This is a genomic window from Polynucleobacter sp. MWH-UH23A (assembly GCF_040409805.1).
GTDB lineage: Bacteria > Pseudomonadota > Gammaproteobacteria > Burkholderiales > Burkholderiaceae > Polynucleobacter.
In genome coordinates this window covers 212773-239129 of the sequence record NZ_CP099572.1, presented here as the reverse complement: position 1 = coordinate 239129, position 26357 = coordinate 212773, and the positions used below count along the sequence as shown (strand labels likewise).

General features: G+C 45.8%; 24 protein-coding genes. 6 read left to right on the top strand and 18 right to left on the bottom strand.

From position 1 onward, the window contains the following. Positions 1-43: 43 nt before the first annotated feature. The 7 genes from NHB35_RS01270 to NHB35_RS01240 all read right to left on the bottom strand — a co-directional run bounded on the left by NHB35_RS01270 (position 44) and on the right by NHB35_RS01240 (position 7784). Positions 44-469, bottom strand: coding sequence for a CopD family protein (locus NHB35_RS01270; RefSeq protein ID WP_353432566.1), 426 nt, complete (start codon positions 467-469; stop codon positions 44-46). Positions 470-496: 27 nt separating this feature from the next. Then, positions 497-1774: a glutamate-5-semialdehyde dehydrogenase gene (locus NHB35_RS01265; protein ID WP_353432564.1), complete on the bottom strand. Its 1278-nt coding sequence runs from the start codon at positions 1772-1774 to the stop codon at positions 497-499. Between the two features lie 22 nt (positions 1775-1796). Next, a complete protein-coding gene (holA, locus tag NHB35_RS01260; RefSeq protein ID WP_353432562.1) occupies positions 1797-2858 on the bottom strand; it encodes a DNA polymerase III subunit delta in 1062 nt (353 codons plus the stop codon). 30 nt (positions 2859-2888) lie between these two features. Beyond that, a complete protein-coding gene (gene lptE / locus NHB35_RS01255) occupies positions 2889-3416 on the bottom strand; it encodes an LPS assembly lipoprotein LptE (RefSeq protein ID WP_353432560.1) in 528 nt (175 codons plus the stop codon). 19 nt (positions 3417-3435) lie between these two features. Beyond that, complete coding sequence (gene leuS / locus NHB35_RS01250; protein ID WP_353432558.1) at positions 3436-6105, bottom strand: leucine--tRNA ligase; 2670 nt, start codon at positions 6103-6105, stop codon at positions 3436-3438. A 51-nt stretch (positions 6106-6156) separates the two neighbouring features. Next, complete coding sequence (gene dapB / locus NHB35_RS01245; RefSeq protein WP_353432556.1) at positions 6157-6957, bottom strand: 4-hydroxy-tetrahydrodipicolinate reductase; 801 nt, start codon at positions 6955-6957, stop codon at positions 6157-6159. 104 nt (positions 6958-7061) lie between these two features. Further along, positions 7062-7784, bottom strand: coding sequence for an outer membrane protein assembly factor BamE (locus tag NHB35_RS01240; RefSeq protein WP_353433363.1), 723 nt, complete (start codon positions 7782-7784; stop codon positions 7062-7064). A gap of 43 nt (positions 7785-7827) precedes the next feature. On the opposite strand from NHB35_RS01240, the gene fur reads away from it, so the two are divergent. Continuing rightward, positions 7828-8283 carry a ferric iron uptake transcriptional regulator gene (gene fur, locus NHB35_RS01235; protein ID WP_173955007.1) on the top strand — a complete coding sequence of 152 codons (456 nt, stop codon included), beginning with the start codon at positions 7828-7830 and terminating at the stop codon, positions 8281-8283. A gap of 122 nt (positions 8284-8405) precedes the next feature. Here fur and gap read toward each other — a convergent pair whose 3' ends face one another. Both gap and tkt read right to left on the bottom strand, forming a co-directional pair. Next, positions 8406-9434: a type I glyceraldehyde-3-phosphate dehydrogenase gene (gene gap / locus NHB35_RS01230; protein WP_353432555.1), complete on the bottom strand. Its 1029-nt coding sequence runs from the start codon at positions 9432-9434 to the stop codon at positions 8406-8408. A 49-nt stretch (positions 9435-9483) separates the two neighbouring features. Then, on the bottom strand, positions 9484-11487 hold the full coding sequence (gene tkt, locus NHB35_RS01225) for a transketolase (protein ID WP_353432553.1): 2004 nt from the start codon (positions 11485-11487) through the stop codon (positions 9484-9486). Positions 11488-11531: 44 nt separating this feature from the next. On the opposite strand from tkt, the gene NHB35_RS01220 reads away from it, so the two are divergent. After that, positions 11532-12290 (top strand): 16S rRNA (uracil(1498)-N(3))-methyltransferase, encoded by a 759-nt coding sequence (locus tag NHB35_RS01220; protein ID WP_353432551.1) that lies wholly within the window; start codon positions 11532-11534, stop codon positions 12288-12290. 31 nt (positions 12291-12321) lie between these two features. Here NHB35_RS01220 and NHB35_RS01215 read toward each other — a convergent pair whose 3' ends face one another. Together NHB35_RS01215 and NHB35_RS01210 are read right to left on the bottom strand one after the other, a co-directional pair. Continuing rightward, the gene (locus tag NHB35_RS01215) at positions 12322-12942 is read right to left on the bottom strand and encodes a barstar family protein (RefSeq protein WP_353432550.1); all 621 of its coding nucleotides are present in this window, start codon (positions 12940-12942) and stop codon (positions 12322-12324) included. 128 nt (positions 12943-13070) lie between these two features. Beyond that, positions 13071-15392: an NADP-dependent malic enzyme gene (locus NHB35_RS01210; protein WP_353432548.1), complete on the bottom strand. Its 2322-nt coding sequence runs from the start codon at positions 15390-15392 to the stop codon at positions 13071-13073. A gap of 103 nt (positions 15393-15495) precedes the next feature. Between NHB35_RS01210 and thiL the strand changes: the two genes are divergently transcribed. From thiL to NHB35_RS01195, 3 genes are read left to right on the top strand one after another with little or no spacing between them, the layout of a single operon-like run. Continuing rightward, positions 15496-16515: a thiamine-phosphate kinase gene (gene thiL / locus NHB35_RS01205; RefSeq protein WP_353432546.1), complete on the top strand. Its 1020-nt coding sequence runs from the start codon at positions 15496-15498 to the stop codon at positions 16513-16515. Beyond that, positions 16512-17102, top strand: coding sequence for a phosphatidylglycerophosphatase A (locus NHB35_RS01200; RefSeq protein ID WP_353432545.1), 591 nt, complete (start codon positions 16512-16514; stop codon positions 17100-17102). The genes thiL and NHB35_RS01200 overlap by 4 nt, the downstream gene beginning before the upstream one ends. Before the next feature lie 8 nt (positions 17103-17110). Then, positions 17111-17605, top strand: a complete 495-nt coding sequence (locus NHB35_RS01195; protein ID WP_353432544.1) for a CinA family protein — start codon at positions 17111-17113, stop codon at positions 17603-17605. A gap of 22 nt (positions 17606-17627) precedes the next feature. Here NHB35_RS01195 and corA read toward each other — a convergent pair whose 3' ends face one another. After that, complete coding sequence (gene corA / locus NHB35_RS01190) at positions 17628-18593, bottom strand: magnesium/cobalt transporter CorA (RefSeq protein WP_353432543.1); 966 nt, start codon at positions 18591-18593, stop codon at positions 17628-17630. A gap of 73 nt (positions 18594-18666) precedes the next feature. Between corA and pyrF the strand changes: the two genes are divergently transcribed. Beyond that, positions 18667-19506: an orotidine-5'-phosphate decarboxylase gene (gene pyrF / locus NHB35_RS01185; protein ID WP_353432542.1), complete on the top strand. Its 840-nt coding sequence runs from the start codon at positions 18667-18669 to the stop codon at positions 19504-19506. A 30-nt stretch (positions 19507-19536) separates the two neighbouring features. Here pyrF and mtgA read toward each other — a convergent pair whose 3' ends face one another. The 6 genes from mtgA to mpl are packed head-to-tail and all read right to left on the bottom strand — an operon-like array spanning position 19537 to position 26351. Further along, positions 19537-20295, bottom strand: a complete 759-nt coding sequence (mtgA, locus tag NHB35_RS01180) for a monofunctional biosynthetic peptidoglycan transglycosylase (protein WP_353432541.1) — start codon at positions 20293-20295, stop codon at positions 19537-19539. A 36-nt stretch (positions 20296-20331) separates the two neighbouring features. After that, entirely contained in the window at positions 20332-21252 is a 921-nt protein-coding gene (gene aroE, locus NHB35_RS01175) for a shikimate dehydrogenase (RefSeq protein ID WP_353432540.1), read from the bottom strand. A gap of 21 nt (positions 21253-21273) precedes the next feature. After that, complete coding sequence (locus NHB35_RS01170) at positions 21274-22161, bottom strand: TonB family protein (RefSeq protein ID WP_353432539.1); 888 nt, start codon at positions 22159-22161, stop codon at positions 21274-21276. Further along, the gene (locus tag NHB35_RS01165; RefSeq protein ID WP_353432538.1) at positions 22145-24178 is read right to left on the bottom strand and encodes an RNB domain-containing ribonuclease; all 2034 of its coding nucleotides are present in this window, start codon (positions 24176-24178) and stop codon (positions 22145-22147) included. The genes NHB35_RS01170 and NHB35_RS01165 overlap by 17 nt, the downstream gene beginning before the upstream one ends. 2 nt (positions 24179-24180) lie before the next feature. Next, the gene (gene fabG / locus NHB35_RS01160) at positions 24181-24915 is read right to left on the bottom strand and encodes a 3-oxoacyl-ACP reductase FabG (RefSeq protein ID WP_353433362.1); all 735 of its coding nucleotides are present in this window, start codon (positions 24913-24915) and stop codon (positions 24181-24183) included. A 38-nt stretch (positions 24916-24953) separates the two neighbouring features. Further along, a complete protein-coding gene (gene mpl / locus NHB35_RS01155) occupies positions 24954-26351 on the bottom strand; it encodes a UDP-N-acetylmuramate:L-alanyl-gamma-D-glutamyl-meso-diaminopimelate ligase (protein WP_353432537.1) in 1398 nt (465 codons plus the stop codon). Positions 26352-26357: the final 6 nt, after the last annotated feature.

Here is a 26357-nt window from a genome sequence, read left to right as displayed (position 1 = left end):
GCTAACAGCCTTAAATGAAAAATGGGAATACTTAGTTGACTGCTTAGGGTTTGAAAATCACCAGAGCAACAATCACGAATAACAAAATTACCGGAACTTCGTTAAACCAGCGATACCAAACGCCAGATCTAGTGTTGAGACCAGCCCGAAACTTCTTAAGCAAACTAAAACAGGCATGGTGATAACCCATCACCAAAATGACAAAGAATAATTTGGCATGCATCCATACGTCACCAGCGCCAACACCAAAGCCAAGCCAAAGTGTGAGTCCAAGCAAAATGGCTGGAACCGCCAAAATCGTCATAAAGCGATAAAGTCGGTCAGCCATTCCTAAAAGACGGGCATAGGCATCGGGATTTTTCTCATCCGCTAGGTTTACGTAAATTCTGGGGAGATAAAACAATCCAGCAAACCAAGAGGTAATGAACACAATGTGAAGCGTTTTTACCCAAAGGTATGCGTTTGTCATGATGGATTCGATCTTTTAATTTGTCAGTTAAGTCCGGATTTCACCATGACCCAAGACAACATACTTCAGCGAAGTAAGTCCATCCAAGCCAACAGGTCCGCGGGCATGCAACTTGTCATTAGAGATACCAATTTCGGCGCCTAGGCCATATTCAAAACCATCAGCAAAACGTGTGCTCGCATTGACCATCACGCTCGCACTATCTACTTCACGTAAGAATCGATCTGCATTCAATTTGTTATCCGTAATAATCGCATCGGTATGCTTACTACCATAGCGCTCAATATGATTCATTGCTTCATCAATATTAGCGACTGTCTTGATTGACAAAATTGGGGCAAGGTATTCTGTTTGCCAGTCTTCTTCAGTGGCATCCACTAAATTTTTGAAACCGATTGCTTCTAAAGTAGCGCGGGTAGCGGCATCCACACGTAATTCAACACCCTTGTCTTGATAGATCTTACATAACTCTGGCAACACCTTTGCAGCAATATCTTTATTGACCAATAGTGTTTCCATTGCATTACATGGGGCATAGCGCTGCGTCTTTGCGTTGTCGCAAACTTTAACCGCCATCGCCAGATCAGCATCTGCGTCAATGTAAGTATGGCAAATACCATCTAAGTGCTTAATCATTGGCACACGGGCTTCCGCCATGAGACGCGCAATTAAACTTTTGCCACCACGAGGAACAATCACATCAATGTATTGCGTCATGGTGATCATTTCACCGACAGCACTGCGATCGGTGGTGGTCACTACCTGCACCGCATCTTTTGGAAGAGTTGCCGCTACAAGCCCCTCTTGAATAATTTGTGCCAGCAATGTGTTTGAATCAATCGCTTCGGAGCCACCGCGCAATATCACTGCGTTACCTGATTTGAGACATAATGCTGCAGCATCTATCGTGACATTTGGACGTGATTCATAAATAATCCCGATTACACCCAAAGGCACTCTCATCTGACCAAGTTCGATTCCAGAAGTCTGTTTTTTCAGAGCCGAGACTTTTCCAATCGGATCTTCCAAAGAAACAATCTGCTCAAGACCCAAAGCCATCGTTTCAATAGTCTTTGGCGTCATAGTAAGGCGATCTACAAATGCAGCATCCTGTCCATTTGCTTTGGCGCGCTCAACATCCGCTGCATTTACTTTTTGAATCTCATCTGCTTTTTGGCGAACTAACTTAGCGATGTGCAATAAAGCTTGATTCTTTTGCTCACTAGATGCGCGAGCCATAGCGCGCGAAGCACTGCGTGCTCGCTGACCAATGTCCTGCATCATTTTCTGAATTTCTGTGCTCATCTTTGCTATTTTCTACTAATTTCTATCGCAGTAGATTTCCTACCAAACGCAGCCCATCCCATGGGTCTGCAGGCAACTCAGTTGCGGATAAGCCTTTGACTTGACGATCGAGGCCGGCTGCCACTTGCATAGCTCTACGTAACTTCAAAGGCTGAATTCTTCTCAAAGCATTCGGATACAGGCGCTCCTTGTTACCCCAAATGCGATTGGCACGCATGAGTTGCTGCACCGACTCTCCAGCATCGCTAGCAGCCTTTAACTTTGATAGCAGCCTTAACTCTTCGGTCACGCTCCACAGAATTAATACCAAAGGTTCGCCCTCACCTTTTAAACCATCTAACATGCGATTTAATCTAGGCAGGTCGCCTGCCAACATCGCCTCAGTTAACTCAAATACGTTATATCGTGCCACCTTAAGAATGGAAGAACGAATCTGTTCCTCTGTGAGTGCTCCGACTGGGTAAAGCAATCCCAACTTTAATATCTCTTGATGAGCTGCGATTAAGTTACCCTCAACCTGATCCGCAATAAATTCCAAGGCTCGTTGACCCTCTGGGCCACTATCTATTTCTTGATTTTGTTTTTTCAGACGCGCACCAATCCAACTTGGTAGGTTGGCACGATCAATTGAATCAATCTGAACTGCCATACCCACTTCATCTAAAGCACTGAACCAAGCTGAGGTTTTGGTTTTGCCATCTAACCTAGGTAGCACGATACAAACCACCGTATCAGGCCCCTCTGAAGTATTGGGCTGTGATGCTATTTGCGCAGCAAACTGCTTTAATGCATCAGCTCCATCGCGCCCAGGCTTACCAGTCGGGATGCGAAGCTCGACCCATCTTTTATCACCAAACAAAGACATTGTTTGGCCAGCACTAAGTAGGGCACTCCAATCAAAGCCGCGCTCTTGCAATAAAACTTCACGCTCGGTAAAGCCCAGTTTCTTGGCGGCGATGCGCAATTGATCCATAGCCTCCATCATTAGTAGCGGTTCATCACCACTAAAAACGTAGAGCGGTAGCATGGCACCTCCAGAACTCAAAGATTTGAGATGGGCTTGCAGAGTGTCAATTTTGACCATGCGAGTCTAGGCTCTCTGGAATTTTGTTTTTTAAAAAGATTTGGTTCTTGGTGCTCTTGCAGCGGCAGATACACGACGCAGAATTTGCACGGCTAGATCTTTGCGCATCAAGGACAAAAATTGTTGTTGCTGAGCATCTGTCGCTAACACAGTGGTATTTGAGAAGTCCATATCGCGAGTCATATAAATCTCGCTATCTGGGATGATTTCTGCACCAGAGTTATCAAACGCTCGAAAGCCAACACGGATATTTAAGCGGTATGCAGAAACCTGACCTGCCGAGTTATAGGCCAAGATTTCACGGCCATTAATATCGTTCGTGATCTCAAGAATAAGGTCTGCGTCCTTTGGGCTAATGGCAACCTTGGCATCTGTGCCTTGCAAAATCGATGTCTGAATATCAGCGCGTAAGGGTGGCGAAGGATTTCCGGTGATCGCAATTGCCTTAAATGGCAAATCCACCATGCCACGCAGACGATAACCGCAGGCTACCAAGCCACTCACTGGGGCGCTAGCAATCAGACCAAGCAATACACGACGAAGTGGGCTGGTGACCATGGGTATGCTTCCTATAGACCTATGCAACGATATTGACTAAACGGCCCGGAACCACAATCACCTTCTTTGGCGTTCCACCATTAAGCACTTTTTGTGCAGGCTCACTATCTAAGGCGATAGATTCAATTTGCTCTTTGCTAGCCTCAGCTGGAACCTTAATATCGCCACGCAACTTGCCATTGATTTGCAACATCAAAGTAATTTCTGTTTGTATAAGTGCAGCCTCATCTACGGCAGGCCATGGCGCATCCAACAAAGGACCGAAGGTCTTTGCATAGCCCATCTCCTTCCAAAGAACATGAGTTAAGTGAGGCACCACCGGATAGAGAACGCGCAACAGAATGCTGAGACACTCACGCAATACTGATGCGCTAATAGTTGCACCCTGGTCTAACTTGATGGGCTCAAGTACATTGAGCATTTTCATTGCTGCAGATACAACAGTGTTGTATTGACGACGCTGATAGTCAAAATTCGCCTGCTTCAGCACTGAATGCACTTCTCTACGCAATTCTTTTTCTGCGTCGTTTAAGATGCCTGGTACTGCATCTTGCGCTTCACGAACAAAACTAGCTTGACTGCTTGAGTAAGTCCATACGCGGCGCAAGAAACGGGAAGCACCATCTACTCCAGCGCCTGACCACTCGAGCTGCTGCTCAGGTGGGGCTGCGAACATCACGAATAAACGAGCAGTATCAGCGCCATATTGATCAATTAGAGCCTGGGGATCGACGCCATTGTTCTTGCTCTTAGACATCTTCTCAACGCCACCGATCATGACTGGTGATGAAGGGTTGTTTTTGAGCTTGGCCCCCTGTGGACGGCCTTTTTCATCTAAATCTAATTCAACATCCAAGGGGTTGAGCCAAGTCTTTTTACCGGACGCTTCTTCGGTGTAATAGGTTTCGTTCAGAACCATTCCCTGAGTCAAGAGATTCTGAAATGGTTCATCAAAGGTAATTAAATTAAGATCGCGCATGACCTTGGTCCAAAAGCGCGCATAAAGCAGATGCAAAATCGCGTGCTCAATGCCGCCGATGTACTGATCCATTGGCATCCAATACTCATTACGCTCATCAACCATGCTCTTAGCATCTGGTCCGGTATAGCGCATGAAATACCATGAAGAATCCACAAAGGTATCCATCGTGTCGGTTTCACGTCGTGCAGGCTTGCCACACTTTGGACATTTCACATTCAGGAAATCGGCACGCTTGTTAAGTGGATTACCACTGCCATCCGGCACACAATCTTCCGGCAACACTACGGGCAAATCAGCCTCTGGAACCGGAACAGCACCGCAACCAGGGTCTTGCTCGTCACCACAATGAATAATCGGAATCGGTGTGCCCCAATAGCGCTGACGTGAGATGCCCCAGTCACGTAAACGATAGGTGGTCTTAATTTCACCAATGCCCATTTCACTCAAATCTTTGGCGACTGCATTTACTGCCTCATCATGAGAAAGACCATCATATTTACCGCTATTGAAGCAAACTACACCTTCTTTTTGGGCATACCAATCTTCCCAGCGAGTGGCATTAAACATTGGCGATTCGCCTTTTAATGCGATTACTTGCTTAATGGGTAAATCGTATTTGAGAGCAAATGCAAAATCGCGCTCATCATGCGCAGGCACACCCATCACCGCACCATCGCCATATGACATCAAAACATAATTACCAACCCAAACCGGCACTGGCTCATTCGTTAGTGGATGTGTCACATACAAGCCTGTGAACATACCTTCTTTTTCTTGAGTGGCAAGATCTGCTTCAATCACGCTGCCCGTTTTACATTTCTCAATAAACGCTGCTAAGGCAGGATTATTTTCAGCTGCCTTAGCAGCCAGCGGGTGCTCTGCCGCAACCGCGCAGAAAGTAACGCCCATGATGGTATCAGCACGTGTCGTGAACACATACAACAAACCATCTTGAATAAATTTGCCATGTGCATCTGCAATCTCATGCTTAAAAGCAAAACGTACGCCACGGCTCTTACCAATCCAGTTTTGCTGCATGGTTTTGACACGCTCAGGCCAACCCAAACCATCTAAACCAGAAAGCAATTGCTCTGCGTAAGCAGTGATATTGAAGTAGTAACCTGGAATCTCGCGCTTTTCAACTAAAGCGCCAGAGCGCCAACCACGGCCGTCGATGACTTGTTCGTTTGCTAAAACAGTTTGATCGATTGGATCCCAATTAACGACCTGAGTCTTGCGATAGGCGATACCTTTTTCTAGCATCTTTAAAAAGAGCCACTGGTTCCAGCGATAGTAATCTGGACTGCATGTAGCAACTTCTCTTGACCAATCAATTGCTAGACCCATCGCCGCCATCTGCTTTTTCATATAAGCGATGTTGTCGTAAGTCCACTGTGCAGGTGGAACCTTATTTTGGATGGCGGCATTTTCTGCGGGCATACCAAAGGCATCCCAACCCATCGGCATCAAGACGTTATAGCCTTGCATGCGTAACTGGCGAGCCATCACGTCATTGATTGTGTAATTGCGAACGTGCCCCATATGTAACTTGCCTGATGGGTAGGGCAACATTGAGCACGCGTAATACTTCGGCTTTTTCTTACCGTCTGCACCGACAGCATTTTCTGCAACTTTATAAGCTTGGGCAGCATTCCAGTCTGCTTGTGCTGCAGCTTCAATCGCCCGGTAATCGTAATCCTTACTCATTCAATACAACTCTTTTCTTCTTTTACTTTATTTATTGACTGTATTTTTGATTTACTTACGTAATCCCAAGACATCTTGCATGTCATATAGACCTGAAGTCTGGCTTTGCAAGAAGCGCGCGGCTCGTAATGAACCTTGAGCATATGACTGACGACTGGAGGATTTGTGGCTAATTTCAATGCGCTCGCCATCACCTGCAAAAAGCACTGTGTGATCTCCCACAATATCTCCGCCGCGAATCGTGGCAAAGCCAATCGAACCCTCTTTACGTTCGCCTGTATGGCCTTCGCGTGCGTAAACAGCAACATCTTCTAGTTTTTCACCTAGCGCGTCAGCAATCACCTCACCCATTTTTAGCGCTGTGCCTGATGGTGCATCCACTTTATGGCGGTGATGGGCTTCGATAACCTCAATGTCATATCCTTGGTTCAACATCTTGGCGGCGATTTCTAGAAGCTTGAACGTCGCATTCACGCCAACGCTCATATTGGGAGCAAATACGATTGCCAATTTACTAGATGCTTTTTTCAAGTTAGCAATTTGATCTGCACTAAGACCTGTCGTACCAATAATCATTTTGGTACCCGTTTTTTCGGCTACAGCCAAATGTGCCATCGTGCCTTCAGGTCTTGTGAAGTCAATCAAAAACTCTGCGTTAGCTAGAACAGCAGCTACATCAGATGAAATCACAACACCAGTTTTTTTACCTAGGAAAGATCCAGCATCTTCACCCAATTGAGGGCAGGAAGAGTGCTCAAGCGCACCAACGAGTTGCGCGTCTGGCGTATTGAGTACGGCCTCAATCAACATCCTACCCATACGACCAGTAGCTCCAGCTATTGCAATTTTCATCATGTGTTTCTTCGCTTCTAATTAAAGGTATTTCAAATAGCTACTGAATGCCTGTTTTGAAATGCCTATGGTTTCCCATGTTGTTAGTACAAAAATGAATTCTTTTACTGCTTCGCTTCGGTTGCAGGCGGAGTATTTAAAGAACCTGGGCCAAGCGTTTCAGGTTGAGCATTGGATTTGCTTGAAGAACCAAAGAAGTCCCAAAAGGAACTTTTACTTTCTGCAGGCACCGCAGGAATAGAAGCTCCAGCTGGCAAGTTATCCGTCTTGCTGGTAACCATCACTTCCGGTTGCTGCAAAGGTGGAGTTACTGGAGGCTTATTGGAGCCCGTCATGACATCCCAGAATGAACGTTTTGATTTAGCGTAGTTATCAATCTCTGCAACCAATTCAACCTCTGTTGGCAATGCATCGCCTTCAAACTTCACTAATTTGTCGCCATCGAAATACACTGTGACGTGACGCTCAGCACCTACACGCTGACCAGAGCGCTTAAATTCGAATACGTAATCCCAACGGTTTGCATGGAAGTAGCTTGCTAATAAAGGCGTACCCAGTATTTGACGCACTTGCTCGCGAGTCATGCCAAGCTTCAATTTGGCATATTGCTCGCTAGAAATAAAGTTGCCCTGCACCACATCTGGAACATACGGACGAAATACTTTATTCATCCAAGCACGTTGGGTTTCGTCTACAGCAGATGTGCAACCACCAATTCCAAGGGCCATAATTGCGGCAATCGCCACAGCACCGTCCCTGGAGGGAGTAAAAAACCCTCTTGGGAGCGCACTCAAAAAGCGATTAAAAAGTTCAAGGCAATTTTGCATAGCTGGTCGTATCATTAAGACATTGATTTTAGCCTCCAAAGCCATGAATACGAACCAAAACCCTACTCCTGAAAATCTACGCGATATTGGCCTCAAGGCCACAGGGCCGCGCATGAAAATCTTGGACTTTTTCCACCAGAACAGCGGCACTCACTTCAGCGCTGAGGACGTATTTATGGCCCTGGCTAAAGAAGACCAAGAAATTGGTCTGGCTACGGTATATCGGGTCCTCACCCAGTTTGAGCAAGCCGGCTTATTGCTGCGAAGCCATTTTGAGTCCAGCAAAGGCGATAGTAGGGCGATTTATGAGCTTAATGAAGGCCAGCACCACGACCACTTAATCTGCCTAGATTGCGGGCATGTAGAGGAGTTTGTGGATGAAGCCATTGAAAAAAGGCAGCGAGATATTGCCAAAAACCTTGGATTTAAGCTTCAAGAACATGCCCTAGCGATGTACGGCCATTGCCAAAAGAAAAACTGCCGTAATAAGCAAAAATAAGTATTTTTAAAGACTTTTGGCTCATTTTTAACTTCTCAGACAACAAAAAAGACCTCAATTTGAGGTCTTTTTTGTTTTTTAACGACTTTTAGATGCAGTAAACGTTAATTAGATGCTTTTAATTACTTAACTGCCATTAATGCTTCTGCTGCATTGAGCATTTGCACTGAGTAACCCCATTCGTTGTCATACCAAGCCAATACCTTAACTAGCTTGCCATCCGCAGAAACGCGAGTTTGGGAAGCATCATAAATACTTGGACGAGGGTCATGGTTAAAGTCGATCGAAACCAAAGGCAAGGTATTAAAGCCCAAGATACCCTTGAGCTCACCCTCACTAGCAGCTTTCAAAATAGCGTTTACTTCATCAACACTGGTTGCGCGACTTGCAGCAAATGTGAGATCGACTACAGAAACGTTAATCACTGGAACGCGCATTGCAAAACCATCAAAACGCCCTGCCAATGCTGGCAATACTAAACCTACGGCTTTTGCTGCACCAGTTTTAGTTGGAATCATGCTGCTTACAGCAGAACGTGCACGGCGCATATCCTTGTGATACACATCCGTTAATACTTGATCATTTGTAAAGGCATGAATGGTTGTCATCAAACCAGATTCAATGCCAATTTTTTCTAGCAATGGCTTTACCAATGGAGCCAAACAGTTTGTAGTGCAGCTTGCGTTTGATACAACAACATCACTTGGCTTTAATACATTTTGATTGACGCCGTACACAATGGTCGCATCCACATCTTTTTCACCAGGCGCAGAAATCAAGACTTTCTTAGCGCCCTGCTGAATATGAATCATGGCTTTTTCTTTTGAAGTGAACTTGCCAGTGCACTCCAAAACTAAATCAACGCCCAACTCGCCCCATGGAGTTTCTGCAGGATTGCGAGTGCAAAACATTTTGATGCGATCACCATTTACTACCATGTGATCACCATCCACTGAAACCTCAGCCGGGAAGCGCCCGTGCGCTGAATCATATTGAGTCAAATGGGCATTGATGGCGATATCACCCATCGCATTAATAGCAACGACTTTGATATCACGACGTGGCTTGCCGTTTACTTGATCTTCATACAAGGCACGCAATACCATGCGACCGATACGTCCATAACCATTAATTGCGACACGAATTGTCATTGATTTCCCCTAGCTAATATTGAATTCATTCGTAGTTAGTATTTTCAAATCACTTCTTATTGATGCACTGCTGCACAGTCTTTGCAATTTGATCTACTGTTAAGCCAAAATATTCATACAACTGACCTGCAGGTGCAGACTCACCAAAGGTGTCCACCCCATGTACTGCTGCACAGCCATACTTCCACCAAAAATCACTGACACCCGCCTCAATAGCAATGCGAGGAATATTGGGTAGCAAGACTGATGATTTGTATGTTGCGTTTTGTTGATCAAAGACTGTGGTGGAAGGCATTGAAACAACACGAAGACCGATCTTTCCATTACTTTCTTTTTCTAAACGTTCTGCAGTCTGCAGTGCCAAAGCAATTTCAGAGCCAGTTGCAATAATCACTGCATCAATTTTTCCAGATTGTGGATCACGCAATACGTAGCCGCCACGTGCGATATCTTTGATTTGCGCTGCAGAGCGTGAAACAAACGGGCAATTTTGACGGCTAAAAATCAGGGCACTTGGGCCGTTCTTGCGTTCGATTGCTGCACCCCAAGCTACTGCACTCTCGGTGGTGTCGCAAGGGCGCCAGACCATCAAATTTGGGATCAAACGGAGACTAGCTACATGCTCTACAGACTGGTGGGTAGGTCCATCTTCACCCAATCCAATTGAGTCATGCGTGAAGACAAAGATACTACGCAGTTTCATCAAAGCAGCCATACGGATGGCATTGCGACTGTAGTCTGAGAACGTTAGGAAGGTACCGCCAAACGGAATGTATCCGCCGTGAAGCGCAATACCATTCATGATGGCACTCATACCAAACTCACGCACACCGTAATTAATATGGTTACCCCATTTATCACCACGAACTGCCTTACATGCTGACCAATTGGTTAAATTCGAGCCTGTTAAATCTGCAGAGCCGCCCATAAACTCAGGTAATGCGGGAGCTAATGCTTCAATTGCATTTTGACTTGCTTTACGTGTTGCAACGGTTTCCGCTTTTGCTTGGCATGCCTTCAAATATTTGTTGAGGGTTGGCGCAAAATCTTTGGATAAATCCCCTTGCATGCGACGCTGTAATTCTGCGGCAAGTTCAGGAAATTTAGTTTTGTATTTTTGGAAGTCTTTGTTCCACTCATGCTCAAGTGCTTGACCACGTTTTTTGAAATCCCAAGCAGCATAAATATCTTTAGGCACTTCAAATGGGGCATACGGCCAATTCAAGGCAACACGTGTTGCTGCAATTTCAGTGGCACCTAGTGGTGAGCCATGGACCTTATCGGTGCCAGCCATATTTGGTGAGCCTTGGCCGATCGCGGTCTTACAGCAAATAAGAGTCGGTTTATCGCTCTTCTTCGCTTTTGCAATCGCCTTGGAAACGGCTTCCGCATTATGACCATCAATATCACGAATCACGTTCCAGCCATAGGCTTCAAAGCGTTTAGGCGTGTCTTCATTAAACCAAGAGACTACTTTTCCATCGATGGAAATACCGTTGTCATCCCAAAGCGCAATCAACTTGTTTAACTTCAGAGTACCCGCCAATGAGCAAACCTCATGACTAATACCCTCCATCAAACAACCATCACCTAAGAAGACATAGGTGTAGTGATCAATGATGTTGTGACCGGGGCGATTAAATTCTTCAGCAAGTAATTTCTCTGCCAAGGCCATACCAACTGCATTAGAAATGCCCTGACCTAATGGACCTGTAGTTGTTTCAACTCCGGGAGTAATTCCATACTCTGGATGACCTGGTGTTTTGCTATGCAATTGACGGAAATTTTTTAATTCTTCAATTGGTAAGTCATAACCAGAGAGATGTAATAAGGAGTACAACAACATCGAGCCGTGACCGTTAGACAACACAAAGCGATCACGATCGATCCAATGAGGATCTGTAGGGTTGTGCTTTAAATGCTCATTCCATAGACCAACAGCAATATCTGCCATACCCATTGGCATACCAGGGTGACCTGAATTTGCCTGCTGAACTGCATCCATGGATAGGGCGCGAATGGCATTGGCCATGCGAATTTGAAGATTTGACATCGTAAAAATGGTCTCTGGGAAAATAAATTGGCTATATTTCAGTAATGCCTCAATTTTATCTTCCCGGACCATGGGATTCCGAAAAGCCAACCTCCCTCACCCCAGAGGTAGCCCATCATTTACGTGTCAGACGAATTGAACTTGGAGAAACCTTCCCGATTTTTGATGGAAAAGGCCAAGTTGCCAAAGCCAAACTCCTATCCCTGAGCGGGAAAAGTGGCACAGCCCAATTAAGCGAAATCCGCACTGACACTCACCGTGAAACGCCTTATGCCATTACCTTGGCGCAAGGTCTTGCTGGTGGCGACAAAATGGACTGGATTGTCGAAAAAGCTATTGAAACTGGTGCGCAAGCAATTGCCCCCTTACAGTGCGAGCGATCAATCCTCAAGCTAACTCGACCAAGCGATCAAGATCGGGCCCAAAAACGACTTACTCACTGGAAAGGGATTATTCAGGCAGCATGCGAGCAATGCGATAGAACGGTTCTTGCAACACTCGAGCCTATTCAAACTTTTGATGAGTATTTGAAGGAATCCAAACCTAAGTTAAAGCTTCTTCTTAGTCCCGATGCATCTCAAAGTTTGTACTCAGTTCTAATGGAAACAGAACCTCAAGATATCGTTCTCATGATCGGCCCAGAGGGAGGTCACTCACCCGAGGAAGAATCGCGAGCTCAAGCTGCAGGCTATCAAATAGTATCCCTTGGAGAGCGAGTGCTACGCACGGAGACGGCAGGCGTAGTAGCTATTACGGCAGTGCACAGTGTGTGGAACCCAGAAATGCAAAAACGCCTCAAGTGAGGCGTTTCAAGGCTTTGACGGTAATAATCTTTTAAGCGAAAGAGTAGAACACGCGATACGGTGTGCGACGCTCAGCCCAATAATCCACGGCATCACGGAACACATCTAATAAAGTTTCGCGAGCTTCTTTGTCGAATTTTTGTGTGCAAGGCAAACCTTCAAGCACCACCACAAATCCAGGTTGTTGACCTGCTTTGTCAGTAGTCGTTGTCAATGCGTCTAACAGCGGATCGAAATTTTTAGCCTGCTGTTTGGTAAAGGTATAAGCAATCGCGATTGCCTCTAGCACTTCACCCTTGGTCATTGCATTTGCGCAATTGGCATAAATAAAATGTTGACCGAGCTCAGTAGCAGCTTCTTGCAAATCAGGTGTACGGAATGCGCGAATCGATTGCACGATGTTAGTGCGCACACTGCGCAACATAGCAGGCGGTCCGGCATCGCGAACGGCCAAAGCGGCACGCCAAGAAGCTGTCACTTTTTTCCCCGAAACTTGATTTGCTGCATAGGTTTGTAAACGAGATAAGCCGCCCTCGGCATAAATATTGGCAGCAGACGATTCAGACTCAAGTCGATCGTTGCTATCCCAACTTTCAGCGCGGCTATGTTCTTCGAAGCTGGCTGTATTGGTGTTTTCAGAGCGATTATTCATGATGGGTGCTAGGTTACCCTTAACACGCCATCAAATCAAGCCCAAATACGACAACTTATTTATAAGTATTTGATTTATATGTAATTAATTTATGTAAGTTAGTGATAACTTACATAAATTATAAGAACTTAGGAGATGCCCCTAGCGTTACTTGCAGCCTCCACAACCGCCAAAGTGGTGACATTAACGATACGACGAACGGTAGCTGCCGGAGTCAGAATGTGAATTGGTTTAGCAACACCCAAGAGCAACGGTCCAATTGCGATGCCATTACCAGCCGCAGTTTTTAACAAGTTGTAAGAAATGTTGGCTGCGTCAATATTTGGCAGTACCAGCAGGTTAGCATCGCCTTTCAATGGGGATGAGGTGACCGCGCCAGCGCGAATGGTTTCATCCAAAGCGCTATCGCCATGCATTTCACCATCAATTTCAAGAGTAGGATCTGCTTTTTGAATCAATGCCAGTACTTCGCGCATTTTGACTGCCGATGGCGCATTACTAGATCCAAAATTGGAGTGGGATAGCAACGCAACTTTAGGTACTAGTCCCAATTTGCGCATTTCGCTTGCTGCCATCAAAGTCAACTCGGTCAACTCTTCAGCGCTGGGGTCGATGTTGATATGGGTATCAACCAAAAATACTTGGCGACCAGGCAAGATTAAGCCTGACATTGCACCATAGACCTTTGCACCAGGCTCACGACCAACGACCTCATCAACATACTTCAAATGCGTTGCAGAGTTGCCGACCGTGCCACAAATCATGCCATCAGCCATGCCTTTGCTGATCATGACAGATCCAATCAAACTATTACGACGACGCATCTCTAACTTCGCAAAAGATTCGGTAACGCCTTTGCGCTCAGTTAGGCCAAGATAGGTCTGCCAGAAATCACGGTAACGAGCGTCATTCTCCGGATTAACAATCTCAAAATCATCACCAGATTTCATACGCAAGCCGAACTTCTCAATTCGATGCTCAATAACCGCTGGACGACCAATCAAAATTGGGGTTGCCAAATGCTCATCAATAATGATTTGCACCGCGCGTAATACGCGCTCATCTTCACCCTCGGCAAAGACGATGCGCTTCCGATTGGCAGGTACGCGCTTAGCAATACTAAAGAGGGGCTTCATCAAAGTACCGGAGTGGTACACAAATTGCTGTAATTGATTGCGGTACGCATCAAAGTCTTTAATAGGACGAGAAGCCACACCATCATCCATTGCCGCTTTAGCAACTGCAGGTGCGATGACTGTAATCAAACGTGGATCAAATGGTTTTGGAATTAGATACTCTGGACCAAACGATAAATTCTCAATACCGTATACCGATGCCACCACTTCGCTTTGCTCAGCTTGAGCTAACTCTGCTACAGCTTTTACTGCGGCAACTTCCATACCGCGTGTAATCGTGGTTGCGCCCACGTCTAATGCGCCACGGAAAATAAATGGGAAACACAAAACGTTATTCACCTGATTTGGATAATCAGTGCGTCCTGTTGCCATCACTGCATCAGGACGAACTGCTCTCACCTCTTCCGGAAGAATTTCTGGGGTTGGATTTGCAAGAGCGTAGATGAGTGGCTTATCTGCCATCTTTTTCACCATCTCTTGTTTTAAGACACCGCCAGCCGATAGACCCAAGAAGATATCTGCACCTGCAATCACATCATCCAAAGTGCGTAAATCGGTCTCTTGGCAGAACGGCTCCTTCTCTGGATCCATTAATTCTTTACGACCTTTATAGGCAACACCTGCAAGGTCAGTTACCCAAATATTTTTACGTGGGATACCCAAGTCAACCAATAAATCCAAGCAAGCTAAGGCCGCGGCGCCAGCACCAGAAGTAACTAACTTCACATTGCCAACATCTTTACCAACCACCTTCAAACCATTGAGGATCGCCGCAGCTACAACGATTGCAGTTCCATGTTGATCATCATGAAAGACGGGAATCTTCATGCGCGCTTGTAGCTTACGCTCAACCACAAAACAATCTGGTGCTTTAATATCTTCTAAATTGATGCCACCAAATGTTGGCTCAAGTGCGGCAATAATCTCAACGAGTTTGTCAGGATCGTTTTCATTGACTTCAATATCGAAAACATCAATGCCTGCAAATTTCTTAAAGAGGACTGCTTTACCTTCCATCACCGGCTTACTAGCTAGTGGGCCAATATTTCCCAATCCAAGCACAGCAGTACCGTTTGTAATTACGCCAACAAGATTGCCTTTGGCGGTGTACTTAAATGCGTTTGCAGGATTCTTGACGATCTCTTCACAAGGAGCGGCAACACCTGGCGTGTAAGCCAAAGCCAGATCGCGTTGATTTGTGAGTTGCTTAGTAGGTGCAATCTCAATCTTTCCAGGAACTGGAGACTCGTGATACTGAAGGGCAGCCTGTCTCAAAGCTGCAATTTGTTGTTCTTTACTGTTATCTTTACTCATCAACGAACTCACTAGTTTGTTTTACTTTTATCTTGAAATGCTAAATAGATCATCAATTCTATTCCTCTCGAGCACTCTAGTCCCAAGAGCCATAAAATAGGACATGCACTCTTCCTCCAAGCCTTTGGGTGAATTTGACCTGATTGAGCGTTTTTTCAAAACGCCATCTCTTGCGCAATCTCCTAATCCTGCGATCAACTTAGGCATCGGGGATGATTGCGCACTCATCAACCCACCATCAGGTGAAGAAATTACCATCACCAGCGATATGCTCGTTGAAGGTCGACACTTCTTAAGGGGTGCTAACGCTGAACAACTGGGCCGTAAAGCCCTAGCGGTCAACCTTTCAGACCTTGCGGCAATGGGTGCTAAACCCCTTGGCTTTACCCTCTCAATCGCTTTGCCCAATATGGACGAGCAATGGTTAGAGACTTTTTCTGAGGGTTTATTTTCCATTGCCAATCGGTTTGGTTGCCCGCTAATAGGCGGGGACACTACCGCAGGTCCACTCACCATTTCTATTACTGCTTTTGGTAGCGTGCCCCATGGAAAAGCCATTCGTAGGTCAGGGTCAAAAGTAGATGATGAAGTTTGGGTTTCAGGAACAGTGGGAGATGCAAGACTCACTCTTGCTGCACTGCGTCATGAAATCTCCTTAAGCAAAGATGAGTTGAAGGTCATTGAACATCGGATGCATCAGCCCACCCCCAGAATTGAATTAGGCCTGAGATTAAGAGATATTGCTAATGCAGCTCTGGATTTATCGGATGGCCTACTTGGAGACCTAAAACATATCTTGCGCCAATCACAAGTAGATGCAGAAATATTCATAGATCGTCTACCAAAATCGGATACTCTAAAAAAACAAAGTATTCAAATTCAAAATCAATTTGCTGCTTGCGGGGGAGATGATTACGAGCTTTGCTTCACGGCCCCCAAAAATCAACATCAAGCCGTTTCAGAAATAAGTAAGACACTCAATTTGTCGCTAACCTGTATAGGTCGAATCACTCAGAAAAAAAATCATTCATCACAAGTTCATATTTTGAATGCGGATGGAAAAATTCTTTCTGATACTGAAGCAGCGCAACTTCTCAAATCCTTTGATCACTTTGCAGCATGAACAACTTCGTGAATAACACTGCTTCACAAGAGCTAACCATAAAGCCAAATTACAAGTGGATGTTAGGAAGCGTGAATAGGGTTCTTGCTTTTGGATTTGGAAGCGGTCTTAGCCCTGTAGCCTCAGGCACAGCTGGCACCCTATGGGCTTGGGCCATCTATTTAATTGTCGACTTTATTTTTCCTTTGTCTGGTACACCTGCACTCTTATGGGCTCTGGGAGTTGGATTTATTTGGGGTTGCTGGATCTGTGGATCCGTTAGTGAGGCATTGGGAAAGCAAGATTTTGGCGGTATTGTTTGGGATGAGATGATTGCGTTCTGGGTCATTCTGGGACTTATCATGCCAAGCAATCTTTGGATTCAAATTTTGGCTTTTGCATTGTTCAGATTTTTTGATGCAGTCAAACCAGGTCCAATAGGCTGGATTGATCGACATTTTAAAAACAAAGAAGATATGGATACGCCATTAACTCCATTACAAATATGGTGGCAAGGTTTTGGCATCATGATTGATGATCTTGCAGCGGCATTGTCCACACTCTTGGTAATTGCACTAATTCAGATAATCGCAATGTCCTTGACTTAAATCTCATCATGAATACCGTAGACATCGTTAGCACTCTCGCAGAAATTCTGAAATCAAAGAATTGGAAAATGGCTGCGGCTGAGTCTTGTACTGGTGGATTGGTTTGCGCCAGTTTGACCGAAATTGCCGGCTCTAGCGATTGGTTTGAGCGCGGCTACATCACCTACAGCAACGAAGCTAAATCAGAGTGTTTGGATGTTTCTAGCCAGCTGATTGAAGCCTTTGGAGCTGTTAGCGAGGAGGTTGCCAAGGCCATGGCTGAGGGTGCTCAGGTCAAAGCTGGAGTCAATGCTGCCCTATCAATTACTGGAATTGCTGGCCCAAGTGGTGGATCTCAAACAAAGCCTGTTGGCATGGTCTGCTTTGGATGGGCGATTCGGAGCAATTCTGGCGATAACCGAATCATCACCAAAACGATGCATTTTGATGGGGATCGGCAACTCGTGCGGCAACAAGCGTGCGATTACGCACTCAGTGAATTAGCAAAACTTCTCGAGAATTAGCACCACAAAAAGCTTAGTGAAATTACTTCATCCACCCTTTGTGATAGAAGTACCACAATGGAATAATCGCAGAAACGATCATCGCAATAATTGCCATTGGGTAACCCCAAGTAGCATCTAACTCAGGCATATGTTTGTAGTTCATACCCCAAATACTGGCCAATAAAGTTGGTGGCATTAAGGCTACTGATACCACCGAGAAGATCTTGATGATCTTAGATTGGTTCAAATTAATGAAACCCACAGTCGCATCCATCAAGAAGTTAATCTTGTCGAATAGGAAAGCAGTATGGTTTTCTAATGAATCGATATCACGCAAAATCTGACGTGCTTCTTCTTGCTGCTCATCAGAGAGCAACTTGCTGCGCATTAGGAAAGATAAGGCTCTGCGGGTATCCATGACATTGCGACGAATACGTCCATTGGTATCCTCTTCCTTAGCAATTGTCTCCAGAACCTGTTCAGCATCCGCATCATTGATGTCATCTTGCAAAACCCGTTTGCCTGCTAATTCGAGATTTTCATAAACTTCTTCTAGAGCATCAGCGGAATATTCAGCGTCGGTTGAATATAGATCAAGTAGCACATCTTTTGCATTGCTCACCGATCCAGGACGCAAACGAGCACGTAAACGTACCAAGCGGAAAACCGGTAAATCTTCATCATGAATGGAGAACAAAACTTGCTTAGTCAGCACAAACGCAACTCGCACGTTGCGAGAAGTCTCTTCTTCATCCAATAAGAAATCAGTTCGAATATGTAGGTGACCATCATCTGCCTCAAAGTAACGAGCAGAGGCTTCCAAGTCTCCTAAATCATCTAGCTCTGGCAAAAGTACGCCAAAAGCCTCTTTAATCCAAATGAGCTCTTCCTCTTCTGGGTCGACCACGTCAATCCAAATAGGATTGGCATACTGCAATAATTCATTGCGATCTTCTACTTGCTCTTGAGAGAGGCGGCCATTTTGCAGGACGAACAAGTTGATCATGGTGAACTCCTAAGGAATGTGCGCTAGTTTATCCTATAGAACATGACCGTTTCATTAAAATAAGCCAAATCGAATGAACTCTCGCTCAAACACCTTTACCCAGCAACTCCAGTCCGCATGGGCTTCCCAAGGCAGCATGCTGTGTATTGGTTTTGACCCTGATCCCAAGCGTCTGCCCCACTCCCTACAAGGGAAGCCAGAAGGCATCTTCCAATTTTGTCGTGAGATTGCGGATGCCACAGCAGACCTTGTTTGCTCCTTTAAGCCCCAATTTGCTTACTTTGCATCCCAAAGGGCTGAGGCTCAGCTCGAAAAGCTTATTCGTCACCTCAAAGATAAATATCCCCACATTCCGGTAATTTTGGATTCCAAGCGTGGTGATATTGGCAGCACAGCCGACCATTACGCACTAGAAGCATTCGAGCGCTATAGCGCCGATGCCATTACGGTTAATCCTTATATGGGTTTCGATACGATCGAGCCCTACCTCAAACAAACTGGCAAAGGTGTCATCGTGCTGTGCCGCACATCTAACCCCGGTGGATCTGATTTACAGTTTTTGAATGTTGCTCCAAGTGGTGACCCCCTCTATCTTCATGTTGCCAAACTAGCTGCCACCCAATGGAACAGCAGCGGACAAATTGGCTTGGTTGTTGGCGCAACCTTTCCTGAAGAGATCGCAAAAGTACGCGCCATCGTGGGTGACATGCCTCTTTTAATTCCAGGCATTGGTGCTCAAGGCGGAGATATTGAAGCAACCGTTAAAGCAGGTGCTATCGCAGGCAAACCCGGGACAGGCATGATCATTAATTCCTCTAGGGCGATTTTGTATGCTAGCTCTGGAAATGATTTTGCTCAGGCGGCAAGAGCGGTTGCCATTAGCACCCGTGATGCGCTAAGAGCAGCAAGCTAGATACTGCAAATATTACTGAGTGAATATTACTTAACGTTTAGTATTTTTAGGCGCAGGGATTGGGGCTAGCGCAACGCGCCCCATATTTTCTAGAATAAATTCTTGGCGAGCGGAGTAGTTAATGCTTCCCCTGTAGCAATACTGTTGTTTATCAAAACATTTGGGGGCAGGCAAAGCAGAAGCCAAAGCGGCAGCTTGGTCTAAATCCAACCTAGCGGGAGTTGTTGAGTAGTAATGCTGGGCAGCAGCGCCAATGCCAAAAATGCCTTCACCCCACTCCACGGAATTTAAATAAATCTCGAAGAGCCTTTGCTTTGGAAGTATCAATTCCAGAAGGCCAGTGATGATGAGCTCTTGGGTCTTGCGGAAATAATTTTGCTCTGAAGATAAAAATAGGTTTTTTGCTAACTGTTGTGTAATTGTTGAGCCACCCCTTAAGGCGAGCTTGGTCTTTCCACCAGACTGCGATCGGGCCTGACTTTGCTGTTGATTTCTCTCCCAAGCCTTTTGCATATCTTCAACACGCACTCCTTTGTGCTGAAAGAAGATGTCATCCTCACTCACCAAGACTGCTCGCTTGAGATTATTGGAAATCTTGTCATAAGGTATCCATTGAGATTGAATGTCACATGTGAAATGCCATGAACATAAACGCCAACGTTCGGCTCTCTGAAATGCTGTACTACTGGGATCTAAACTAGTCCATAAACCAATTTGAATTACGAAATAAAGCTGCATGGCAACAAAGCCTGCCAGCAGACATTTCAACGGATAGAAAATCCAGCGCATTGAAAAAATAAGTGTTTGCTTGTTTGTGGACTGTTATTAGCCGCTTGCTTCTGAGCTACGTAATTTAGCTAAAACTGCACGCGAATTGATCTTTGTAGCAAGCTCTGCACCACGCCACAGCAAGAATGCATCTGCCGCCTGTTCTACCAACATCCCCAAACCATCACTGATGCGAGCACCACCTTGTAAAGCTTGTTTCATAAAGGCTGTGGTCTTGCCATACACCATGTCATAAGCAAATGATCCCGGTTTAAAAACCTGCATTACTGCCGCTTCACTCAAAGGTGACTGGTCTGTTAATCCTGCGGCTGTTGCATTAATCACCAAATCAAAAGGATGGGGTGTTTTTTGAGCACCCTCTAGATCGGCTAGGGTACGAGACTCTAGCGAAACCTCATTTCTTGCGGCTAGGTCAGCAAATAATTTCACCAGCTCATCCGCCTTAGTTGCAGAGCGATTGGCAATCACTAAGCATTTAGGTGAGCGCTCCAATAGGGGTCCGATGACGCCACGTGATGCACCACCTGCACCCAATAACAAAATACGTGCAGCATGAATATCAATTCCTTGTGCCAATAAATCTCTTACCAGGCCTGCGCCATCAGTATTGTCACCATAAATTTTCCCATCCTGAATCCACAGCGTATTTACTGCACCCGCCAAGCGAGCACGATCTGTTAATTGATCTGCAAATGCCTGCGCATCCAACTTAAAAGGAACGGTGACATTCATTCCTTTACCACCAGCAGCAAAGAATGACTTTGCTGTTTTTGCAAAACCGCCTAATTCTGGCTGTAAACGACCATAGTGCATGGTTTGCTGAGCCTGCTCAGCAAACGATTGATGAATTGTGGGTGACTTACTATGCGAAATAGGGTTTCCTGCAACTGCATACACGTCCTTGCCAGGAAAAAGGCTGGGGTCTGTATGCAGATCGAGATTGGCATTTGAAGTCATAAGGCTTACAGAATAAGCGAATTAGTTTCGTAATTCCAAATGATCGTTTCCCTCTCGAGTAAAGTCAAAAGTCGAGATCCAATCCAGCACATCGATTTGATTTCGCATTTCCGCGGGGAAGGGTCCAAATGGCGCTGAAGCCCTAACAATTGCAAGTGCCTGACGATCTAGCTCTGGATTGCCAGAGCTACGTCCAATTGAAAGCCCCTCTTTTCCCTGGGCATTATTGGTAATACGGCCTTGAGCATCCACGCTCACCACAATGATCAAGCTCCCATACAAAGGCCGTCCATTAGCTCTTGGGAAAAACGTACTGCCATAAGCCTCTATTTTCTGACGCATAGCATCAAAGTAATGGGCAAAAGTTACTGCTTTTGTATTGGCGCCCGTTAACACTTTGCGACGGGGTTGACGACCATCTTGTTGAAGTCGTTTAGCCAATTCAGCCTCTAATGAATTGAGCTGTTGAGTTACCTTTTGATCATCGCCACTTTTTCGACCACCAGAGCGAGCACGCTGCTCATCGAGCTTGGCCAACATTTGCTTTTGTTGTTTCTCGAGAACTTCAAGCCTGGCTTCGGCTCCCAATCTAGCACGATGTAAGGCTGAGGCATCTTGCGTCTCAGAGTTTCCGCCGCCTTGTAAATCAGCCTGGGCTAATTTATTTGCCTGCTTAGGGGGCGTTTTATTACTGGCATTCACAAGAACTACACTTAGGGGAGTATTCAGGCGACGATTCTGAATCTCGCCAATACCCCAACGAAACGACAAAAAGATGACATGGATAGCTATAGAAACAAGCAACGCCAAGCGAAAAGGATGCTTTCTCCAGGCTTCTTGAAAATAAGAAATCAAGCGCTCCACTTTTTCAAAGCGAGGGAATTGGATTGGCCTAATCCAGGTTCGCATCTTCTCCCGCCCCTCCAGATGGCAATACTTCTTGGCCCTCAGCAGCTTGATTATCTGACTGCGTCGACTCAATCTCCAAAACTCTAACAGCTGCACTTAATTGCAAAAGATCTATATCGGACACCATTACGTAGGCTCGAGTCATGCGTGGATGACTTGCCAGCTCTGGAACTGGCAAGTGCAATGGTATTGGCTCAACTCTCGACATGCCCTCTTTTAGATGCCGTATATGAACGGCTTTTGAACTCTCATCTTGCGTCATCCAACGCAAGCACCAATATTTCTCCAAGCGATCTTGGTACTCACCATAGGCTTGATAAGAAGATTCAAAATCCGCGGCGATTCCCATTAATACCGCATCTCGCGGGGGGAAAGGAGCAACCATTTTTGCGGTAACACCGTGTTTTACCAATGCGAGTAATTGCCATTGATTAACCAAATCAGAGTAACGACGCAAGGGGGAAGTGGACCAGGCGTAGTAGTCCAAACCCAAGCCTTCATGAGGTCCAGGGGTCGTTTGCATGCGAGTGCGCATTGGACCCCAGCCTTTTTGCGTTCTAAACAAACCGGGTAAGCCATGGTCAGCGAGCAATTGACCTGATGCGCTGTTACAAAAGATCATCCACTCGGCAACAATCGTATCCAGAATGGAACCACGCTTACGCGGGACAATCTCTACCCGCTCAACTCCATCATTATTTTTGATCTGAAAATGAAAATCTCTTGCTAAAGCATTTGAGTCTACAAAACCTAGTTGTTCTGCACGCAATCCATTGGCGACTCTTTTTTCTTGACGCCCAGCATGTAAATGTTTTGCGGCTCGCCACAAAATACCTAATTCTTTTTTGAAAGGGTATTCAGTATCGGTATCAGACAAAGTCTCATCGCTTACCAAGTCTTCGATATTTTCAAGGCGCAAATTGGCGGTAATTGGAACCATTTCCGCACGCATTTGAATGGTCTCTCGGTTTACCAAGCCTTCAGCATTAATATCTACGTAGACTGATAAAGCAGGTCTTGCAGCCCCTTCATCCAAAGAAAATTTCTGAATCACCGCATCCGGCAACATTGTGATTTTGTCACCCGGGAAGTAAACCGTAGACATCCGGCTACGAGCCACTTCATCTAAGGCATCGTCTCTCGCTAGCACCAAACCAGGGGCTGCAATATGAATTCCAATACGGTGACCACCTTCCGGTAAATCCGTTACAGAAAGCGCATCATCAATTTCCGTGGTGCCAGAATCGTCAATTGAGAATGCTCGAACTTCTGCCAAAGGAAGCTCTGCAATCGCAGCATCATAAGTATCTTGATCAACCTCCAGATTGGGATTATGAGCAGAGCCATTTGGAAAGTGAGCCTTTAAGAACATGCCTTGGTGGTATGCGAGAGGAGAATCAATCGCACCACAGCGAATCATCAACTGAGCAGGCGATTCACCAGTCTCTGCGCAGGCTGTATTTAAGGCTTTATAAGCAGGACTATTTTTATCCGGAGAAAAGAGAAGTTGCTTGGCAGAAGCCTTTAAGTCCTCAGGGAACACTCCAGCCACTAAGTCTTGTTGCCAGAGGGACTGTTGCTCTAATTCTTTTTGCTTACGCTCGAGCGCCGCTAAACCAGCCTGCAACTGCTCTAAAGGCGCCCTCTGAAAGCGTCCTCGCCCTTTGCGACGAAAGAATACTGGCGCACCTTGCAAGGCAATTGCCAACGAAACTTGTTGCGGAATGGACGCTTGATTCCCAAAGTACTCATGAGCAACATCCACCAAACCAAACTCTTCATCAGGAGCGCAATCCCAGAGCAATTGCAAATCAATTTCTGTTGATAGGGTGAGCGCCTCGTCCATCACCGCCTGAGCTTCAGGCTTTTCAAAGCGCAACCAAACCTCTTTAGCCTTGAGTTTGATTTTTTTGCCAGATAAGCTAGTAGCCTGCCAAGACTCTGCATCACCAGTCCCTGTTGCGGACTGCACTGTGGCAATTTTGATATCGCCACCCTCTTCATATAAGAGATTCATGCTTAAAGCGAAATTCCGCCGCTAGCTTCTAATGCCACGCCATTGACATAGCTAGCCTCATCACTAGCCAAGAACAAATACACATTCGCCATCTCTTCTGGGGTGCCCAAACGTCCAAGCCAGCTGCGCTTTTCGATATCCTTCAGAATATTTTCGGGCATTGCCTTCACCATTTCGGTAGCAATAAATCCAGGGCATACTGCATTTACGCGAATACCTTTAGGGCCAAGCTCACGCGCCCAGGTCTTGGTAAATCCAATCACGCCAAATTTTGTAGCCGAGTAATTAGTTTGGCCAAAGTTGCCATACAAGCCGACAACGCTTGAGGCGTTCACAATCGCACCTGAGCCTGCCTCCAGCATGTGCGGAGCAATTAATTGCGTGCAATTGAAGACTCCTTTTAAATTCACATCAATCACCGCATCAAATTGAGCTTCGGTCATCTTAATCAGGCGTGCATCTTGAGTAATACCTGCGTTATTAATCAAAATATCAATGCGACCATGTTGTTGCATCACTTGATCTACAACCCCCTGAATGCTGGCACGATCAGTCACATTCATGACATGTGCTTCGCTATTGGGAATTTGCGCAGCAGCGCTTTTGACAGCCTCTGGATTTACATCAGCAACGATCACAATTGCGCCCTCTTGCGCAAAACGCTGGGCAGTTGCAAAACCAATACCTTTAGCAGCCCCAGTAACAATTGCTACCTTACCTTTTAATCGATCGCCCATGAATGTACTTTCAGTATCTTTAGTGGCCACAAGCTAGATTAGCTTGCAATTGCCTTTAATATTTTTTGGTGTACGCCACCAAACCCACCATTACTCATTACTAAAATGTGATCGCCTGGCTTAGCCTCTTTTGCAAGAGCAAGCACCAGAGAATCCAGATTATCAAAAGCAAGTGCTTTAGTGCGCTCTTTAGTATTTAGGGGTGCCAAAACCTCAGCTAGATCCCAACCTAAAGACTCTTTACCGCTACTGGCGCCATAAGCAAATACTTTGTCGGCCTGCCGCAGGCTATCCGGTAGTTGGGCTTTCATGGTGCCCAGCTTCATGGTGTTGGAGCGGGGCTCAAGAACAGCCAAGATACGAGATTGACCTACACGACGACGCAAACCATCAACCGTTGTTGTTATGGCAGTCGGATGATGTGCAAAATCGTCATACACAGTGATGTCATTAGCAACGCCAATTGTCTCTAGCCGGCGTTTTACGTTCTTAAATTCTGCCAAAGCGCGTGCAGAATCCCCAGGCGAAATTCCAATATGATTCGCAGCTGCAATCGCCGCTAGGGCGTTTAATTGATTATGTCTGCCCATCACACCAGAGTCTGGCGCCCACGTCACAGTTGCAACATCCTTGCCTGCCTTGTGAACGATAAAACCATCGGCTGCCTGCGAAATCAGAGACCATTCATTAGCAGCATCCTGCCCAAAGCGCTCTACTGGCGCCCATGCGCCCCTTGCAATAACGCGCTCTAATGCCGGCTCTTCGCCATTGACGACCAACAATCCGTCGCTCGGAACAGTGCGCACCAAATGGTGAAATTGGGTTTCAATTGCAGCTAAATCAGCAAAAATATCAGCGTGATCGAATTCCAAATTATTTAATAAAGCAGTGCGTGGTCTGTAATGAACAAACTTACTGCGCTTATCAAAAAATGCAGTGTCATATTCATCCGCCTCGATGACAAAATATTTGCTTTCGCCCAAACGCGCAGAGACCGTGAAATTCAAAGGAACGCCACCGATTAAATAACCTGGCTTATATCCATTGAATTCCAATATCCATGTCAGCATTGCGGAAGTAGTGGTTTTGCCATGCGTTCCCGCTACGGCTAAAACATGTCTGCCATACAGAACTTGCTCACCCAACCATTGCGGGCCGGAAATATACGGAAGTCCTTGGTTCAAAATGGCCTCCATCAAAGGATTGCCACGAGAAACCACATTACCGATTACAAATAAATCCGGCATCGTCTCAAACTGCAATAATTGATCTGGTGAGAAACCCTCAATTAGTTCGATGCCTTGAGATTCTAGTTGTGTACTCATTGGGGGATACACGTTGGCGTCGCAACCCGTTACGCGATGTCCAGCTTGTCTGGCAATTGCGGCAATGCCGCCCATGAAAGTACCGCAAATGCCCAAAATATGTATATGCATTAATGA

Coding starts and splice junctions, on each gene's coding strand:
- gap (WP_353432555.1), bottom strand. CDS start 9,434: ATGACAATTCGTGTCGCAATTAATGGTTATGGACGTATCGGTCGCATG.
- NHB35_RS01270 (WP_353432566.1), bottom strand. CDS start 469: ATGACAAACGCATACCTTTGGGTAAAAACGCTTCACATTGTGTTCATT.
- corA (WP_353432543.1), bottom strand. CDS start 18,593: ATGATCAACTTGTTCGTCCTGCAAAATGGCCGCCTCTCTCAAGAGCAA.
- aroE (WP_353432540.1), bottom strand. CDS start 21,252: ATGACTTCAAATGCCAATCTCGATCTGCATACAGACCCCAGCCTTTTT.
- NHB35_RS01195 (WP_353432544.1), top strand. CDS start 17,111: ATGAATACCGTAGACATCGTTAGCACTCTCGCAGAAATTCTGAAATCA.
- mtgA (WP_353432541.1), bottom strand. CDS start 20,295: ATGCGCTGGATTTTCTATCCGTTGAAATGTCTGCTGGCAGGCTTTGTT.
- NHB35_RS01200 (WP_353432545.1), top strand. CDS start 16,512: ATGAACAACTTCGTGAATAACACTGCTTCACAAGAGCTAACCATAAAG.
- NHB35_RS01240 (WP_353433363.1), bottom strand. CDS start 7,784: ATGCAAAATTGCCTTGAACTTTTTAATCGCTTTTTGAGTGCGCTCCCA.
- holA (WP_353432562.1), bottom strand. CDS start 2,858: ATGGTCAAAATTGACACTCTGCAAGCCCATCTCAAATCTTTGAGTTCT.
- fabG (WP_353433362.1), bottom strand. CDS start 24,915: ATGGGCGATCGATTAAAAGGTAAGGTAGCAATTGTTACTGGGGCTGCT.
- NHB35_RS01265 (WP_353432564.1), bottom strand. CDS start 1,774: ATGAGCACAGAAATTCAGAAAATGATGCAGGACATTGGTCAGCGAGCA.
- lptE (WP_353432560.1), bottom strand. CDS start 3,416: ATGGTCACCAGCCCACTTCGTCGTGTATTGCTTGGTCTGATTGCTAGC.
- NHB35_RS01165 (WP_353432538.1), bottom strand. CDS start 24,178: ATGAATCTCTTATATGAAGAGGGTGGCGATATCAAAATTGCCACAGTG.
- pyrF (WP_353432542.1), top strand. CDS start 18,667: ATGAACTCTCGCTCAAACACCTTTACCCAGCAACTCCAGTCCGCATGG.
- NHB35_RS01220 (WP_353432551.1), top strand. CDS start 11,532: ATGCCTCAATTTTATCTTCCCGGACCATGGGATTCCGAAAAGCCAACC.
- NHB35_RS01170 (WP_353432539.1), bottom strand. CDS start 22,161: ATGCGAACCTGGATTAGGCCAATCCAATTCCCTCGCTTTGAAAAAGTG.
- dapB (WP_353432556.1), bottom strand. CDS start 6,957: ATGAAAATTGCAATAGCTGGAGCTACTGGTCGTATGGGTAGGATGTTG.
- fur (WP_173955007.1), top strand. CDS start 7,828: ATGAATACGAACCAAAACCCTACTCCTGAAAATCTACGCGATATTGGC.
- tkt (WP_353432553.1), bottom strand. CDS start 11,487: ATGTCAAATCTTCAAATTCGCATGGCCAATGCCATTCGCGCCCTATCC.
- mpl (WP_353432537.1), bottom strand. CDS start 26,351: ATGCATATACATATTTTGGGCATTTGCGGTACTTTCATGGGCGGCATT.
- leuS (WP_353432558.1), bottom strand. CDS start 6,105: ATGAGTAAGGATTACGATTACCGGGCGATTGAAGCTGCAGCACAAGCA.
- thiL (WP_353432546.1), top strand. CDS start 15,496: ATGCACTCTTCCTCCAAGCCTTTGGGTGAATTTGACCTGATTGAGCGT.
- NHB35_RS01210 (WP_353432548.1), bottom strand. CDS start 15,392: ATGAGTAAAGATAACAGTAAAGAACAACAAATTGCAGCTTTGAGACAG.
- NHB35_RS01215 (WP_353432550.1), bottom strand. CDS start 12,942: ATGAATAATCGCTCTGAAAACACCAATACAGCCAGCTTCGAAGAACAT.